Annotated in this window: 12 protein-coding genes, 4 tRNA genes and 1 rRNA gene; 10 read left to right on the top strand and 7 right to left on the bottom strand. The window is 60.7% G+C overall.

Features of this window, described 5'->3' with window-relative positions; all coding sequences use genetic code 11:
• Window positions 1–161 precede the first annotated feature (161 nt).
• The 4 genes from rrf to IAE36_RS04650 all read left to right on the top strand — a co-directional run bounded on the left by rrf (window position 162) and on the right by IAE36_RS04650 (window position 5,271).
• Window positions 162–277: ribosomal RNA gene (gene rrf / locus IAE36_RS04665) — 5S ribosomal RNA — on the top strand.
• A gap of 154 nt (window positions 278–431) precedes the next feature.
• Window positions 432–2,225: an ABC transporter ATP-binding protein/permease gene (locus IAE36_RS04660; protein WP_201210594.1), complete on the top strand. Its 1,794-nt coding sequence runs from the start codon at window positions 432–434 to the stop codon at window positions 2,223–2,225.
• A gap of 188 nt (window positions 2,226–2,413) precedes the next feature.
• Window positions 2,414–4,642: a TonB-dependent siderophore receptor gene (locus tag IAE36_RS04655; protein ID WP_201210592.1), complete on the top strand. Its 2,229-nt coding sequence runs from the start codon at window positions 2,414–2,416 to the stop codon at window positions 4,640–4,642.
• 92 nt (window positions 4,643–4,734) lie between these two features.
• Window positions 4,735–5,271, top strand: a complete 537-nt coding sequence (locus IAE36_RS04650; protein ID WP_201210590.1) for a histidine phosphatase family protein — start codon at window positions 4,735–4,737, stop codon at window positions 5,269–5,271.
• Window positions 5,272–5,274: 3 nt separating this feature from the next.
• Here IAE36_RS04650 and IAE36_RS04645 read toward each other — a convergent pair whose 3' ends face one another.
• From IAE36_RS04645 to IAE36_RS04635, 3 genes are all read right to left on the bottom strand, one after another.
• Window positions 5,275–6,060 carry a sulfite exporter TauE/SafE family protein gene (locus IAE36_RS04645; RefSeq protein WP_028634553.1) on the bottom strand — a complete coding sequence of 262 codons (786 nt, stop codon included), beginning with the start codon at window positions 6,058–6,060 and terminating at the stop codon, window positions 5,275–5,277.
• Between the two features lie 131 nt (window positions 6,061–6,191).
• Window positions 6,192–8,078, bottom strand: a complete 1,887-nt coding sequence (mcpA, locus tag IAE36_RS04640; RefSeq protein WP_201210588.1) for a methyl-accepting chemotaxis protein McpA — start codon at window positions 8,076–8,078, stop codon at window positions 6,192–6,194.
• A gap of 142 nt (window positions 8,079–8,220) precedes the next feature.
• A complete protein-coding gene (locus tag IAE36_RS04635; RefSeq protein ID WP_201210586.1) occupies window positions 8,221–9,099 on the bottom strand; it encodes a LysR family transcriptional regulator in 879 nt (292 codons plus the stop codon).
• Window positions 9,100–9,200: 101 nt separating this feature from the next.
• Between IAE36_RS04635 and IAE36_RS04630 the strand changes: the two genes are divergently transcribed.
• Entirely contained in the window at window positions 9,201–9,629 is a 429-nt protein-coding gene (locus tag IAE36_RS04630; RefSeq protein WP_201210584.1) for a PACE efflux transporter, read from the top strand.
• A 29-nt stretch (window positions 9,630–9,658) separates the two neighbouring features.
• Here IAE36_RS04630 and IAE36_RS04625 read toward each other — a convergent pair whose 3' ends face one another.
• The 4 genes from IAE36_RS04625 to folD all read right to left on the bottom strand — a co-directional run bounded on the left by IAE36_RS04625 (window position 9,659) and on the right by folD (window position 13,617).
• Complete coding sequence (locus IAE36_RS04625) at window positions 9,659–10,327, bottom strand: GntR family transcriptional regulator (protein WP_201210577.1); 669 nt, start codon at window positions 10,325–10,327, stop codon at window positions 9,659–9,661.
• A gap of 16 nt (window positions 10,328–10,343) precedes the next feature.
• Window positions 10,344–11,048: a FadR/GntR family transcriptional regulator gene (locus IAE36_RS04620; protein ID WP_201210575.1), complete on the bottom strand. Its 705-nt coding sequence runs from the start codon at window positions 11,046–11,048 to the stop codon at window positions 10,344–10,346.
• A 45-nt stretch (window positions 11,049–11,093) separates the two neighbouring features.
• Window positions 11,094–12,404: a C4-dicarboxylate transporter DctA gene (locus tag IAE36_RS04615; protein ID WP_028634547.1), complete on the bottom strand. Its 1,311-nt coding sequence runs from the start codon at window positions 12,402–12,404 to the stop codon at window positions 11,094–11,096.
• Between the two features lie 358 nt (window positions 12,405–12,762).
• Window positions 12,763–13,617 carry a bifunctional methylenetetrahydrofolate dehydrogenase/methenyltetrahydrofolate cyclohydrolase FolD gene (gene folD / locus IAE36_RS04610; protein WP_028634546.1) on the bottom strand — a complete coding sequence of 285 codons (855 nt, stop codon included), beginning with the start codon at window positions 13,615–13,617 and terminating at the stop codon, window positions 12,763–12,765.
• Window positions 13,618–13,888: 271 nt separating this feature from the next.
• Between folD and IAE36_RS04605 the strand changes: the two genes are divergently transcribed.
• The 5 genes from IAE36_RS04605 (at window position 13,889) to IAE36_RS04585 (ending at window position 14,821) form a co-directional block, all read left to right on the top strand.
• Window positions 13,889–13,965: transfer RNA gene (locus IAE36_RS04605), tRNA-Arg, on the top strand.
• Window positions 13,966–14,007: 42 nt separating this feature from the next.
• A tRNA-His gene (locus tag IAE36_RS04600) sits at window positions 14,008–14,083 on the top strand.
• 52 nt (window positions 14,084–14,135) lie between these two features.
• Window positions 14,136–14,220: transfer RNA gene (locus IAE36_RS04595), tRNA-Leu, on the top strand.
• Between the two features lie 36 nt (window positions 14,221–14,256).
• Window positions 14,257–14,332, top strand: a tRNA-His gene (locus tag IAE36_RS04590).
• Window positions 14,333–14,521: 189 nt separating this feature from the next.
• The gene (locus IAE36_RS04585) at window positions 14,522–14,821 is read left to right on the top strand and encodes a DUF6388 family protein (RefSeq protein WP_201210573.1); all 300 of its coding nucleotides are present in this window, start codon (window positions 14,522–14,524) and stop codon (window positions 14,819–14,821) included.
• Window positions 14,822–15,046 lie beyond the last annotated feature (225 nt).

Genomic DNA, 15,046 nt, shown 5'->3' with positions numbered 1-15,046 from the left:
CAATACTAATTGCCCGTGAGGCTTGACCATATAACACCCAAGCAATTTGCTTAAGCAGATTGCGGTGGTGAAGACGCTACGAACCGAAAGTTCGCGATTCACAAACATCACATATCCGGATTCGCTGGAGTGTCTACCAAGACCTTCTGGCAACAGAATTTCTTGACGACCATAGAGCATTGGAACCACCTGATCCCATCCCGAACTCAGCAGTGAAACGATGCATCGCCGATGGTAGTGTGGGGTTTCCCCATGTGAGAGTAGGTCATCGTCAAGATTCATTTCGCAAAACCCCTATCTGCGCAGGCAGGTAGGGGTTTTGTCTTTGTGGGTTATTAAACCTTGGCGCAAACATGAAACCTGCGTCATCTATGCCTGATGCCTGCTGGGCCGATGCTACGCTCGCGGAAACTCCGCAAGGGTACTTCATCATGGAAATGAACTGGCACCAGGCCCTGCAACAGAGCCTGACCTGGCTTGCAATTGCCTCGTTTATTACGTTCGTCTGCTTCGCCATCACGGCGGCCCTGGCTGTTCGCTACGCGCGCTGGGGCCAGCAGTTCTGGCAGGTGGCAGGCCCGTATTTCAACCCCAGGCGCAGCTGGAAGCCCCTGCTGGGCTTCGCTGCGCTGCTGATACTGACGCTGTTTTCGGTCCGCCTGGAAGTGCTGTTTTCATACTGGTACAACGGCTTCTACAGTGCGCTGCAGGGCCTTGACCAAACTGCGTTCTGGTCACTGCTTGGCGTGTTCGCGATACTGGCTACCATCCACGTGCTGCGCTCGTTGGTCGCTTTCTACGTTAGCCAGGCTTTCAGCATCAGGTGGAGGGTTTGGCTTACCGAGCGCCTGACCCGTGACTGGACCCAGGACGACGCCTACTACCGAGGTCGTTTCGTGAGTGAGCCCGTGGACAACCCGGATCAGCGGATCGAGCTGGATGCCAGCGTGTTCGTCAGCAGCTCCCTGACGCTGGCCTTAGGGGCTGTGAGCGCTCTGGTTTCACTGGTCGCCTTTACCGGCATCCTCTGGGGGTTATCGGCGCCGCTGACGGTTTCCGGTATCGACATCCCAAGGGCCATGGTGTTTGCAGTGTACGTGTACGTGCTATTGGCCACCTGGGTAGCCTTCCGCTTGGGTAAGCCACTCATCAAGCTCAACTTCCTCAACGAAAAACTCACCGCCAACTTCCGTTACGCCTTGATGCGCATGCGCGAGAACGCGGAGAACATCGCTTTCTATCAAGGTGGCACGCTTGAGCGACACACGCTGCTAGGCCGGTTCGGCGCATTGATCCTCAATGCCTGGGCGCTTGTTTTCAGAAACCTCAAGTTCAGCGGTTTCAACCTGGGGGTAAGCCAAGTTGCAGTGGTGTTCCCCTTCATTCTCCAGGCTCCCCGGTTTTTCAGTGGTGCGATCAAGCTGGGCGATGTGATGCAGACCTCGCAGGCGTTTGGTCAGGTGCAAGATTCGCTGTCGTTCTTCCGTGAGTCCTACGATGCATTTGCCCAGTACCGGGCCACCCTGAATCGTCTGACCGGCTTTTTAAATGCTAACCAGCAGGCGAGGGCGTTACCCCGCCCCGAGGTGAGCGACCAGCCCGATGGGCTGCATGTTGAGGGGTTGCAGGTCAGGCGTCCGGACGGCATCCCGCTGATCTCAGACCTCCATCTGGACCTGCGTGCTGGCCATGCACTGTTGATTCAGGGTGCTTCGGGCAGCGGCAAGACCACGTTGCTACGCGCGCTGGCAGGTCTGTGGCCTTACGCTGACGGTGCGGTGCGGCGTCCTCCAGGCCTGCATGCGCTGTTCCTTTCACAGCGCCCATACCTGCCCTTGGGGAATCTTCGCACCATCATCGCTTACCCGGCCACTTACTCGCTCAGTGATGAACAGCGGGTGGCGCAGGTGCTGAGCCAGGTGAGCCTGAGCCACTTGCGCGACCAGCTCGACACCCAATGCGACTGGTCAGGCGTGCTGTCCCTCGGTGAACAGCAGCGTCTTGCCTTCGCACGCGTACTGTTCAATCGCCCTGCGGTGGTGTTTCTCGATGAGTCCACATCGGCAATGGACGAGGGCCTGGAACACGCCATGTATTCCCTGCTTCGGCAGCAGATGCCACGCGCCTTGCTTGTCAGTGTGGGGCACCGCAGTACGCTCGCCGGGCTGCATACCCATCGACTGCGCTTGGATGGCCAGGGAGCCTGGGGCATGGAGCCCTTGTGAACGCTTGTCGCAGCTTTGTAGAAGGTTCCGTTGCGAAGGTGTAAATTTCGTAAATACGATATAAACACAATTGAGAATAAATGTATTTTCCATCCCTGTTGGCCACTCGAGCAGTGCGGGCCGGTGGGCGAGGGCTCCCGGTGACCCCGGGTGCGCCGTTTCGCCCTTGAACAGCAGGAGATGTACCGATGCAGTGCAGAACTTCACCCAACAGCCTGGCCCTGGTGCTTTTCTCGCTGGTGTCACCGGCCGTGATGGCCACCGCCACCTCGACCGACGATAAGGGTGAGGTTCTGAATGCCCAATCTGCCGACAACGCCCTGGTGATTCAGGACACACTGATCACAGCCGAGCGTGAAGCCCGGCAAGCACTGGGCACCTCGATCATCACGGCTGAAGACATCAAGCGCCACCCACCAGCCAATGACTTGTCCGATATCATCCGCCGCGAGCCGGGTGTGAACCTGACCGGTAACAGTGCAAGCGGTGCGAGGGGCAACAACCGGCAGATCGACCTGCGCGGCATGGGCCCTGAAAACACCTTGATTTTGATCGACGGAAAGCCGTCCAACGCCCGCAACGCGGTACGTTATGGCTGGAACGGCGACCGTGACACCCGTGGGGAAACCAACTGGGTGCCGGCCGAGGCAGTCGAGCGCATCGAGATCCTGCGCGGTCCGGCTGCCGCCCGCTACGGCTCAGGCGCCATGGGCGGGGTGGTGAACATCATCACCAAACGCCCTTCCGATGAACTCAAGGGTGGCGTGAGCCTGTACACCCAATTGCCTGAAGACAGCGCCGAAGGCGCCAGCCGGCGGGCCAACTTCAACCTGAGCGGCGGCCTTACCGAAAACCTTGGCCTGCGGGTTTACGGGGGCTTGGCCAAAACCGATGCCGACGACCTGGACATCAACGACGGCCACGCCACCAGCGCGTTGGTGGCGGGCCGCGAAGGTGTGCGCAACAAGGACATCAATGGCCTGGCGAGCTTGAGGCTTAACGATGAGCATCGTCTCGAAGCCAGTGCGGGCTACAGCCGTCAGGGCAATGTGTTCGCGGGCGATACCATGAACAGCAACGGCGGTGGTGATGTCGATTTTGTGTCCAGCCTCTATGGCCATGAAACCAATATCATGCAGCGCAGCACTTACGACCTCACGCACCTTGGGGATTTCACCTGGGGCACCAGCAAAACCTCGCTAGGCTACGAGTACGTCCGTAACTGGCGCCTCAACGAAGGCCTGGCAGGCCGCACGGAGGGTGCCCCCAGTGGCGAAGGCGCTGCCATGTCGCGGTTGCGCAACACCCGGTTGAGCAGTGAGGTGAACCTGCCGTTTGCACTGGGCAGCACCGAACACGTACTGACCCTGGGTGGCGAGTACCTGTACGAGGCGCTCAATGACCAAGGCTCGTTACGCCCGCAGAGTTCTGACCCTGCCGGGGATGGAAGTATTGCCGGCTTCGAGCGCAGCAACTCCAAGATGACGGCCCGCAGCCATGCGTTTTTCGTCGAAGACAACATCGTGGTTGGCAATACGACCGTCACGCCTGGCCTGCGTTTCGACCACCACGAAACTTTCGGCGACAACTTCAGCCCCAGCCTTAACCTTTCGCACAAGCTGACTGACGCATTGTCGCTCAAGGGCGGCATCGCACGGGCTTACAAGACCCCGAACCTGTACCAGTCGAACCCCAATTACCTGCTGTACAGCCGAGGCAACGGCTGCAGTGTCCTGCAAACCAACCGGGGCGGTTGCTACCTGCAGGGTAACGCGGACCTCAAGCCTGAAATCAGCGTCAACAAGGAAATCGGGCTGCAATACGACCAAGGCAGCTGGCGCACCAGTGCCACGTACTTTCGCAATGACTATAAAAACAAGATCATCGGCGATACCGATGTGCTGTATACCCTCGGCACAGGTAGCCGTGTGACCCGGTGGGACAACGCCGGCAAGGCGCGCGTGGAGGGCATCGAGGGCAACTACTTCGTCGAATTGACGCCCACCCTGGATTGGAATACCAACCTAACCTGGATGCTGGACAACCACAGCCGTGAAACGGGGGAGCCGCTCTCGGTGATCCCGCGCTTCACCGTCAATACTACCCTGGACTGGCGCGCTACCGAGCAGCTGTCGTTGCAGGTGGCGGGGACCTGGTTCGGCAAGCAGAAGTCGCCGTCCTACAACTACCGCACCCAACAGGACTACGATGCCAGTGCGCAGCAGGATGTAGACGCCTACGGCCTGGTGGATGTCAGTGCAGGCTACACATTCAATGCCAACTACGATGTGCGGGTGGGTGTGAACAACGTATTCGACAAGCAGATCCTGCGCGGTGGCAATGCCAGCACCTCAGGTGCCAACACCTACAACCAGCCGGGCAGGGCGCTGTTCATGGCATTGAATATCAACTTCTGACGCACCGGCCGCCCCGCTCCTGGGGCGGCTGCCTTTGATGTCCGGGCAGCAGGCGTGCTAAACCGTACGCTTGTTTCCGCGAGACCTCAGCATTGAAAGCCACGCACCTTACCCTCGTTTGCCATGCCTTGACCCAGTCGCAGAAGGCCGGGTGCCTGCCCGCACCTGGCGACCTCCTGGTCCAGTCAGCCTGGCAAGCCTTCGAGACGCCGCCAGATACACACGTGATCACAGCACCTGAGCAGCGCGCACGCGAAACGGCAAGCAGGTTCGGAAACGCACGGGTAGCGCCGTTGTTGGCCGATTGCGACCTCGGTGACTGGCAGGGGATGCCGCTGAAGCAGTTGCAGGCAGAGCAACCGCAGGCGCTTGCTGACTGGCTGCAGGACCCGGCCAGCACGGTGCACGGTGGCGAGTCCTTCGCTGCGCTGTGCCAGCGCATGGCGGCATGGCTGGTGACCTTCGACAGGCCAGGGGCGTGGTTGGCAGTGACTCACCCATGGGTGATACGCGCTGTGCTGGTACAGGTGCTGGGCTGCCCACTCAGTGCAGCCCAGCGCATCGACATCCTGCCATTATCGCGCCTGCAGCTCGCCTTTACCGGTCAGTGGCGCCTGCGGGTCAGCTGAGCCTCAAAACGCCAGCTTGTAGCCGATCAGCAACAGCATCGCAGCCAGGCAGGGGCGCAGCACACGGTCCGAGATCCGTCCGGTGAGATGGCTGCCCAGGTAGATGCCTGGCAACGAACCCAGCAGCAGATAACCCAGCAGCGACCAGTCCATGTTGCCCATGCCGGCATGCCCCAGGCCGGCCACCAGCGTAAGCGGGACGGCGTGGGCGATCTCTGTGCCTACCAGGCGACGGGTGATCAGGAAAGGGTAGAGCAGGAACAGCGCCACCGTGCCCAAGGCACCGGCGCCGATGGACGTAAGCGTGACCATCACGCCCAGTACCACCCCCGTGAGGATGGTCAGGGTATTGAGGCTACGGTCGCTCAGGTGATAGTGGTCGCCGGCATGGCGGCTGGCAAAGGCCTGCAGGCGGGACTTGAACAGGATCGCCAGCGCGGTGAGGATCAACACCACAGCGAGGCCCTGCTTGATGATGGCGTTCACCGCCGTGGTGTCTGTGTGCAGAGTGCTGAGAAACCACAGGGTCAGCGCCGCGGCCGGTACACTGCCCAGGCTGAGCAGGCCCGTTATCTTCCAGTCGATGTTCTTGTTACGCGCATGTACCCACACGCCGCTGGCCTTGGTGATGGCCGCGTAGAGCAAGTCGGTGCCAACGGCCGTGGCCGGGTTGATGCCGAACCACAACAGGATCGGGGTCATCAGCGAGCCGCCACCTACCCCGGTCATGCCGACGATGAAGCCTACAACCAGCCCTGCAATGGTGAATCCAAAAGAACCTACATCCATACGCTACTCGACTGCCCAGCTTTGCCCGTTATCGGATGCAGCCAGCATATAGATTTTTTTATAGCCAAATAGACTTGTTCGTTATTAGGTTATAACCAGGGGTGGCGCCAGGTTGCGCCACCCCTGCTGGGTCAGATCCTGAAGCTGCCCACCAGTTGCTTCAAGCGCCCGGCCTGCTGAGCCAGCTGGTCACAGTGCAGCAGGGTTTCGTTGAGGTTTTCCACCCCTTGCTGGTTCAGCGCGTTGATCTGGGTAATGTCCAGGTTCAGGCTTTCAACAACAGCGGTCTGCTCTTCGGTAGCGGTGGCGACCGACTGGTTCATGCCATCGATTTCACCGATCCGCTGGGTGACGCTGGCCAGGCGTTCGCCCGCCTGGTTGGCAACCTGTACCGTCTGCTCGCTGGACACCTGGCTGGTGTTCATCGTGTGCACGGCCTCCCGCGAACCCACCTGCAGGCTGGTGATCATGCGGTGGATTTCTTCTGCCGACTCCTGGGTACGGTGTGCCAGGTTGCGCACTTCGTCGGCCACCACGGCGAACCCGCGGCCCGCTTCACCTGCACGTGCTGCCTCGATTGCCGCGTTGAGGGCCAGCAGGTTGGTCTGCTGGGAGATGCCCTTGATCACGTCGAGGATCTTGCCGATTTCATCGGTACTGGCGTTGAGCGTCTCGATCTGCGCGCAGGACTCGCTGATGCGTTGCGACAAGGCGGTCATGGCGCTGATCGCCTCTTCGACAACCGCCCGGCCACCATGGGCCTGCTCGCTGGCGCCGCTGGCGTGCTGCGATGCATCGGCGGCATTGCGGGCAATTTCCTGGGTCGCAGCCCCCAGCTCGTTGATCGCTGCGGCCACGCTGTTGGTGCGCATGCTCTGCTCTTCAGAACCATTGATGGACGCGTTGGATGCACTGACCACTTTCTCGGACAGGTCGTGAACCAGGCGCGTGGCCGACGATACTTCGCTGATGGACGCATGAATGCGTTCGACGAACCGGTTGAAGGAGGCTGCCACCTCACCGAACTCATCCTGGTTCTGCACCACCAAGCGGCGGGTGAGGTCGCCTTCGCCCTCGGCAATATCGCGCATCGCACGGCCCATGGTAGTCAGCGGCCGCATCAGCACCGGGATCAGCATGCCGAGCACAGCGGCGATGGCCGCCACGGCGATGAGCATTGCAATGATTGCAGAGGTGCGGAACTGGCTGAGTGCGGCGTAGGCCTTGTCCTTGTCGATCGACAGGCCAATGTACCATTGCGCCGACGGCAGGCCGGCAACCGGAGCAAACGAAATCAGGCGCTCCTGGCCGTTGAGGGTGACATCCTGCATGCCTGCAGCGACCCGCAGGTTGCTGCCGGGGTAAATGTCTTTCAGGTTCTTCATGACCTGGTCTTTATCGGGGCTTACGATCACCTGGCCAGTGCTGTCTGCCAGGAAGGCGTGGCCAATGCCGCCAAAGTCGACCGAGTTGATGATTTCGACCAGGGTATCGAGGCTCACGTCGCCCCCCACCACGCCCATCATCTCGCCATTGGCCTTGCTCTTGACGGGCACGGCGACGGTTACCATCAGGCCGCCTACGGCACCTTGGTAGGGTGCTGTCAGTACAGTCTGCCCTGCGCTGGCAGCCACGCCATACCATGGTCGCTGCCTGGGGTCATAACCTGCGGGCATCTGTGCATCGGGGCGCTGGGTGAAGTTGCCGTTGGCCTGGCCAAAGTAGGTGAAGAGGAAGTTGCGAGTGTACGAGGGCTGCTCGATCAACCCGGCCAGCTCGTTGCCGGCGCCCAGCAGGCCAATATCCTGGGCCAGGTTTTCCAGCACCAGAATGCGCCCGCCCATCCAGTTCTGCACACTGCTGGCCGTCAGCGCCCCCGACTGTTCCACCGAGGCTTCGATGTTCTGGCGGATGGTGTTGCGTTGCAGATAATCGTTGTAGAGGGTGAACAGGGCGAATGCCAGCACCACGACACCGCAGGCGCTGAGCAGGATCTTGTGGCGAAATTTCAGGTTCATGTTTCGAGACCTTGAGCCAATGAGGGGAGGGCGCCGTGCGCTCATGACGCACTGCGGGGCCTGTCGACCGGGGTATCGGCTCACCCGGTAAAAGGTTGATACACCTACGGAAATTTCTTAAGGGCGTTTCGACAAACGGCGTTCAGCAGGCTGCCAGCTGTTCGATCAGCAGCCGCGCAGCTTGTTGCAGCGGCTGCTGCTTGCGCCAGAGGATATGCACCGGCAGCTGCAGCGCGTTGCGTGTGTTGCGAAAGTGCAGCCTCACCAGCCGGCCGCTGGCCAGCAATGGCGCCACCCTGGACAGTGGCAGGTCACCCCAGCCCAGGCCGGCCTGGACCATCTGCAGGGCAAGGTCAAAGCTGTCGGTGGACCAATGCGCGGCGCCGATCAGGGGGCGCGGGTCTGCCAACGGCAGGTCGCGGCTGCGCACCAGAATCTGCCGAACCCGGGTCAGGTCCTCCAGGTAGTGTATGGCGCCGCCGTCCAGGGCAGGGTGGGTGGGGGCCAGGGTCGCTACCAGCGACTCTTCACCTATGAATTGAAAGCCGCGGTGGCCCTCCACCTGCAAACCGGCGAAGGCCACGCACAGGTCTGCACGACCGCTGTCCAGCAATTGCAGCGCTTCTTCCTGAGGGGCGCTGAGCAAGGTGATGTCCAGCAGGGGATAGCGTTCACCCAGCCGGGCGATGGCCGCCAGCAGCGGGCCGTGATCGATATCAGGGGCTACCGCCAGCGTGAGGCTGCTTTCCAGCCCGCGCGACAACTCCAACGCATGCACCTGCAGCAGCCCAAGTTGCTCGGCTATCAGCCTGGCATGCGGCTCCAGTGCCAAGGCCTGCGCGGTGGGGCGCACTTCCCTTGCGCCCCTGTCGAACAGGCTGTAGCCAAGCTCGGCCTCCAGGTTGCCAATGCCCATGCTCACAGCTGAGGGTACGCGCTTGAGTGTGCGTGCGGCCGCTGAGAACGACCCTTGGTCGAGTACGCTCAGAAACAGCTGAATATTGTCGCTGGAAAAATTCATCGGGCTCTCCTGTCAGCTCATCTGACAGCTGCTGACTTTTACTGTCAAGCAGGGTGAAGCAAACTTCGCGCAATCATGTCGTGATGTTGGAGGAAAGCGCTGTGCAGGGTCTGAAACGCAAGCTGGTGTATGTGACGTTCTACGAGTTGATTGGGTTGTGCATGTCCACGCTCGGGCTCGCTTACCTGTCTGACACCCAGGCGTCTCACACTGGCCCGCTGGCGGTGATGATCACCACCATCGCCATGCTCTGGAACCTGATCTACAACACGGTGTTCGAGTATTGGGAAAGCCGCCAGCGCACGCGTGGGCGCAGCGTGGCAAGGCGCATCGTGCATGCCATCGGTTTCCAGCTGACGCTGGTGGTGTACCTGATACCGCTGATTGCCTGGTGGCTAGGCATGACCCTTGTGGAGGCGCTGCTGGTAGACATGGCGTTCATCATCCTGGTGCCGTGCTACACCTTTGCCTACAACTGGGCATTCGACCGGCTGTTCGGCCTGCCAACGTCAGCCATGGCGCCTGTCTGATCAGGTGTTTATCCGGCGCCGCCCACTGCTCAACTTAGTTGGAGCTTGCCTTCAAGCCGGTCGAGGTGCTTGTGCATCAGTGCCAGCGCAGCGGGCGCGTCGCCTTGCTCCACCGCATCGATGATCGCGGCGTGCTCCTGCCATGCACAGTGGTCGCAGCAGGGGGATTCGTAGCGGGCGATGATCAGCGAGGTCATCGGTACCAGCCCGTTGAGAAAGCGCGCCAGCGGGGCATTGGCCGCCACCTGCGCCAGTTTGAGATGAAACTCGCCGCCCAGCCGGATGGCTGCGCAGCGCTCGCCATTGTCGTGGTGCTGGCGTTCGCGTTCTACCAACTGGCGAAGCTGGCGCACCTGCGCTGGCCGGGCACGTTCGGCCGCCAGGGTAATCAAGGTGGTTTCGGCCAGGCGCCGGGCGCTCAGCACCTGGCGTGCCTGCTCAGGGTCGGGCGCCGCCAGGTGTGCCGTGTGGCTAGGGCGTTGCACCACCACTTGTTGGTCGCACAGGCGCCCAAGTACCCGGCGAATGACCGTACGGCTGACGCCAAAAGCATGGCCCAGAGCCTGTTCGGGTAGCAGGCTGCCGGGCGGCAAGCGCTGTTCGAGGATCGCATCGAACAGCCGCGGGTAGATCTGCTCGGCCGAGAGCCGGGTTTCCCCCGCAGCAAGCAGGGCAGGCAAAGGGTGGGCGCCGTTCATCGTCGCTCTCCTGGGGTCAAGGGGTCGGGTGCTCATCGGGTACATTCAGGGCAATACCCATACGCAGCCCTTCTGCCAGAATGTGCTGCCGCATCTGCGCGCTGGCTTGCGCGCTGCTGCGTTCGCGTATGGCGCGTACCACGGCTTCATTTTCTTTCAGCCGCGCTGCCAGATGCTCCGGTGAGTTGCGCAGCATGTCGGCGCTCTGCTTGAGGGCGTTGCCGGTTTGTTGCACCACGCTCTGGAAGATCGGGTTTGTGGTAAGGGCGAACAGCGCTTCGTGAAAAGCGATGTAGGCTTTTACCCCCGCCTCGCTGTCGTGCGCCTCCAGTGCTTCGCGCATGTCCATGAGGGTCAGGCGTAATTGGCCGATGTCCTGGCTGTTGGCCGATTGCGCCACCAGGCCGACGATGAACGGCTCCAGGGTGTAGCGCAGCTCCAGCACATCGGCAAGGCTCGCCGCCGCGCCGGTGTCCAGGTTACGTTCTTGAACTGCACCCTCACCGTCGAGCACCAGTACGCCTTTGCCTGGCAATGATCTGACCAGGCCCAGGGTTTCCAGAACGGTTACCGCCTCTCTCAGGCTCGGCCGGCTGATGCCCATTTGCTCGGCCAGCTCGCGCTGGCCAGGCAGCATGTCGCCGCTGCGCCATTGGCCTCTGGCCAGGGCCTGGCGCAGTTTTTCAACCACTGAATTGACGACGGTGGATGAGCTGATCAAAGTTCGCTCCTTGGAGGGCCGGCACGGGGGGCCGGCCGCACGCTTTCAAAAGTCCTGTTGATGGGTGCCTGGTTGCTTGCGGGGTGTGTGCGCAAAGCCGGGTTTGCCGTCGAGCACATTGTTGGCCCGCTCAAGGTCGATGTCCTTTTCCCAGCGTGCAATGGCCACTGTGGCGACGCAGTTGCCAATCAGGTTGGTTAGCGCCCGGCCGATGCCCATGAACCAGTCCACAGCCAGTACCAGCACCAGGCCAACCACCGGTATCGCCGGCACGGCGGTCAAGGTCGCCGCCAGAATCACCAGTGCAGAGCCTGGGATGCCATGAGCGCCTTTGGAAGTCACCAGCGACACCAGCAAAATGGTCAGCAGGTCGGTCATTTCCAGCGGCGTACCCGTCGCGTTGGCGATGAATACGATGGCCAGGGTGAGGTAGATGGAGAAACCATCGAGGTTGAACGAGTAGCCGGTAGGAATCACCAGCCCCACCGTGGAACTGCCGATACCCAGATGTTCCAGCTTACGCATGATCTGTGGCAGCACGGCGTCGGACGAAGCGGTGCCCAGCACGATGGTGAGCTCTTCACGCAGGTATTTGATCAGGGGCAGCAGCTTGAGACCAGACAAGCGCATCACGGTGCCCAGCACGATCAGCACGAACCCTGCGCAGGTGAGGTAGAACAACGCTACCAGGCCGCCCAGGTGCTGCAGCGATTCAAGGCCGTACTTGCTGGTGGTGAAGGCGATGGCACCGAATACGCCAATGGGCGCCAGGCGCACGATCATGCCCATGATGCGGAAGATCACATGGCTCAGCTCGTTGATCAGCCGCGAGATGCCGGCCGCCGAATCACCCACCAGGTTGAGTGCACTGCCGAACAGTACCGAGAACAGCAGCACTTGCAGGATATTGTTGTCGGCGAAGGCCCCGACCACCGAGTTGGGGATCAGGTCCATGAAGAAGGCGGTGGCACCATGGATGTGCTGACCGCGCTCCGCCAGGCTGCTGGCGTCGGCGCTGGACAGCTGGTCCAGATGAATGTTGGCACCGGTACCGATACCGCTGGTGAAGGCGAACACCAGGCCGATAACCAGGGCCAGTGTGGTCAACACCTCGAAATAGATCACCGATTTCAGGCCGATGCGGCCGACCTTCTTCAGGTCACCTGCGCCGGAGATGCCACTCACTACCACGCAGAAGACGATCAGGCCGATGAGCATCTTGATCAGCTTGATAAAGCCGTCACCCAAGGGTTTGAGTTGCAGGGAAAGGTCGGGGAAGCTGAGTCCGCAGACGACGCCGAGGGCGAGGCCTAACACGACTTGAAGAAAGATCGAACGCGAGCACCATTTGAGCATGGAAGTGATCTCTGATCGGTGTCCTTGCTTCGATGGCCGCACGGGGCGAAAGAGCGCAGGACTTAATTATTGTGGTCTTACCGGTTTGTTCAGCGCGTGGTCATAAAACCCCGAAATATCCTGCAATGCAAGGGTTTTTGGCCTTACCGGTCTGACCAGTTGTGGTGCACTTCAGTGGGCCGGGCTCTACTACGGTGCGTATAGCGGTTTTTGCCGAACCGCATGCCGGAGTGACTGCACAGTGCAACGTATCGGGTTGCAATCTGCTTGCCAGCTACCCGGCAGCTTGGCTGCTGCTCAAATGCAAGGCAAAAAAAACGGCACCTGCATGAGGTGCCGTCGTGGGTGGCCAACAGTATCAGCCGTGCAGCTCTTCTGCTGCATACAAGGTGTTTTCCAGCAGGCAGGCCCGGGTCATGGGCCCGACGCCGCCTGGCACCGGGGTGATCCAGCCGGCGCGGGGCAGGGCGGTCTCGTAGACCACATCGCCGACCAGCTTGCCGTCTTCCTGGCGGTTGATGCCCACATCAATCACGATGGCACCTTCCTTGATCCATTCACCCTTGACCAGCCCCGGCTTGCCGGCAGCCACGACCACCAGGTCAGCACGGCCAACGTGGCCAGCCAGGTCCTGGGTGAAGCGGTGGCAGACGGTCACGGTGCAGCCGCCAAGCAACAGCTCCATGGCCATCGGCCGGCCAACGATGTTGGAGGCGCCGACGATCACGGCATTCATGCCGTACAGGTCCTGACCGGTGCTCTCGAGCAGGGTCATGATGCCCTTGGGTGTGCACGGGCGCAGCAGCGGGATACGCTGGGCCAGGCGACCGATGTTGTAAGGGTGGAAACCGTCCACGTCCTTGTCCGGGCGAATGCGCTCGAGCAGCAGTGAGGCGTCCAGGTGCGCCGGCAGTGGCAACTGCAGCAGAATGCCATCGACGGCTGGGTCATCGTTGAGGCGGTCGATGAGTTCGGTCAGTGCTTGTTGGGTGGTCTGGCTAGGCAGGTCGAACGCCTGGGAGATAAAGCCGACTTCTTCGCAGTCCTTGCGCTTGTGCGAGACATAGACTTGGGAGGCAGGGTCGGTGCCGACCAGGATCACTGCCAGCCCCGGTGTACGCAGGCCCTGCTGGCGCCGCTCCACGACACGTTGAGCGATCTGCTGGCGCAGCTTGGCGGCGATCGCCTTGCCATCGATTAGGTGTGCAGTCATAGACGCGTGATTAACCATCGAGAAGGAAACAATAAAGAGGGCGCATTCTCGCACGACATCGGCCAAGGGCAAAGGCGGGTGGTCGGGCAAATGCCCTAACCCCTTCAATAATTTATATTTTTTTGAAAAAGGTGTTGACGACCTACAGGGTCGCCTATAAGATTCGCCGCACTTGTCGGGCACAGCCTAGCACTGGTTGGCGAAGTCGGGCAGAATGAGCCGTTTGGCAGCAGCCTGCAAAACTTCTCGTTCGGTTAGGCTTCATGCTTAAGCGCCCGTAGCTCAGCTGGATAGAGCATCCGCCTTCTAAGCGGATGGTCGCAGGTTCGAGTCCTGCCGGGTGCGCCACTTAGGCAGCTTTGGCAAGCAAGTAGGCTGTAATGCAATATGGTGGGCGTAGCTCAGTTGGTAGAGCGCTGGATTGTGATTCCAGTTGTCGTGGGTTCGATTCCCATCGTCCACCCCATATTCTTCAAAGGCGCCGCGATAGCATCTGGCGCCTTTGTTTTAAGCGTTACGCGGACGTGGTGAAATTGGTAGACACACTGGATTTAGGTTCCAGCGGCGCAAGCTGTAAGAGTTCGAGTCTCTTCGTCCGCACCATGCTTCTGTAAGGCAGTACCGCAACACCGCAACATGGTGGGCGTAGCTCAGTTGGTAGAGCGCTGGATTGTGATTCCAGTTGTCGTGGGTTCGATTCCCATCGTCCACCCCATTTTTCGAAAGGCGCCTTGGTCATGGACCAGGCGCCTTTTTTGTTGCGCGTCGCGCGCAGCCCATGGCAAGTATTTTCGGGGCAAATCACTGCCCGGCCCTTGCAATCCGCTGGTGAGGGCCCAATAAAAGCTGTTAGATTTCAGCCAGTTGAAATCCCGGCCCGTTGAGTCGGCAGAGGAGCAGCCCGATGATTGCAAAAGAAGCCCGTCAGGCCCTTGCGCTGCAGCGCTTTGCCCAGGCCCATCCACAACTGCTGGAAGAGGTCCGTCAGCTTGATGCGCATGAGCAGGCGCAGCAAATCGAGTGGGCGTTCGAAGATGCCGCTCATGAGCAAGGCCTTCAGCCTTGGGAGTTGGCGCTGCAGTTGATTGCCGAAAGCCCCGAGCAACTGCAGGCGATGCGCCTGGAAACCCACCGGGAGGTGGCAGAGGCGCTGGGCATGGGTTGGGAGGAGTACTGCCATTTCAACGAAATCGACCCTGTATAAAGGTAGCGATGTCGTTGAAGGTAGTTATTGAACAAGATATTTCGGCCGCAGACCGTCCTGGGCGTCCTGCGGCCCCTATTGAGACAGGTTCGGCGGCTTGCCGCCTGAGCCTTTAAAGCCAATCGACCGGCGTCGTCCAGGGGGCATCCCGGGTGGGGTGACTTCTGCTGCGTGACTCACTAGAATGCTTGCCCTTGATTCTGGAGTCGGGCAAACGCCGGCTAA

This window comes from Pseudomonas sp. S36, from assembly GCF_016647875.1.
GTDB lineage: Bacteria > Pseudomonadota > Gammaproteobacteria > Pseudomonadales > Pseudomonadaceae > Aquipseudomonas > Aquipseudomonas parafulva.
The sequence above is the reverse complement of the archived record's forward strand: the minus strand, read 5'-3'. Positions and strand labels throughout refer to the sequence as shown.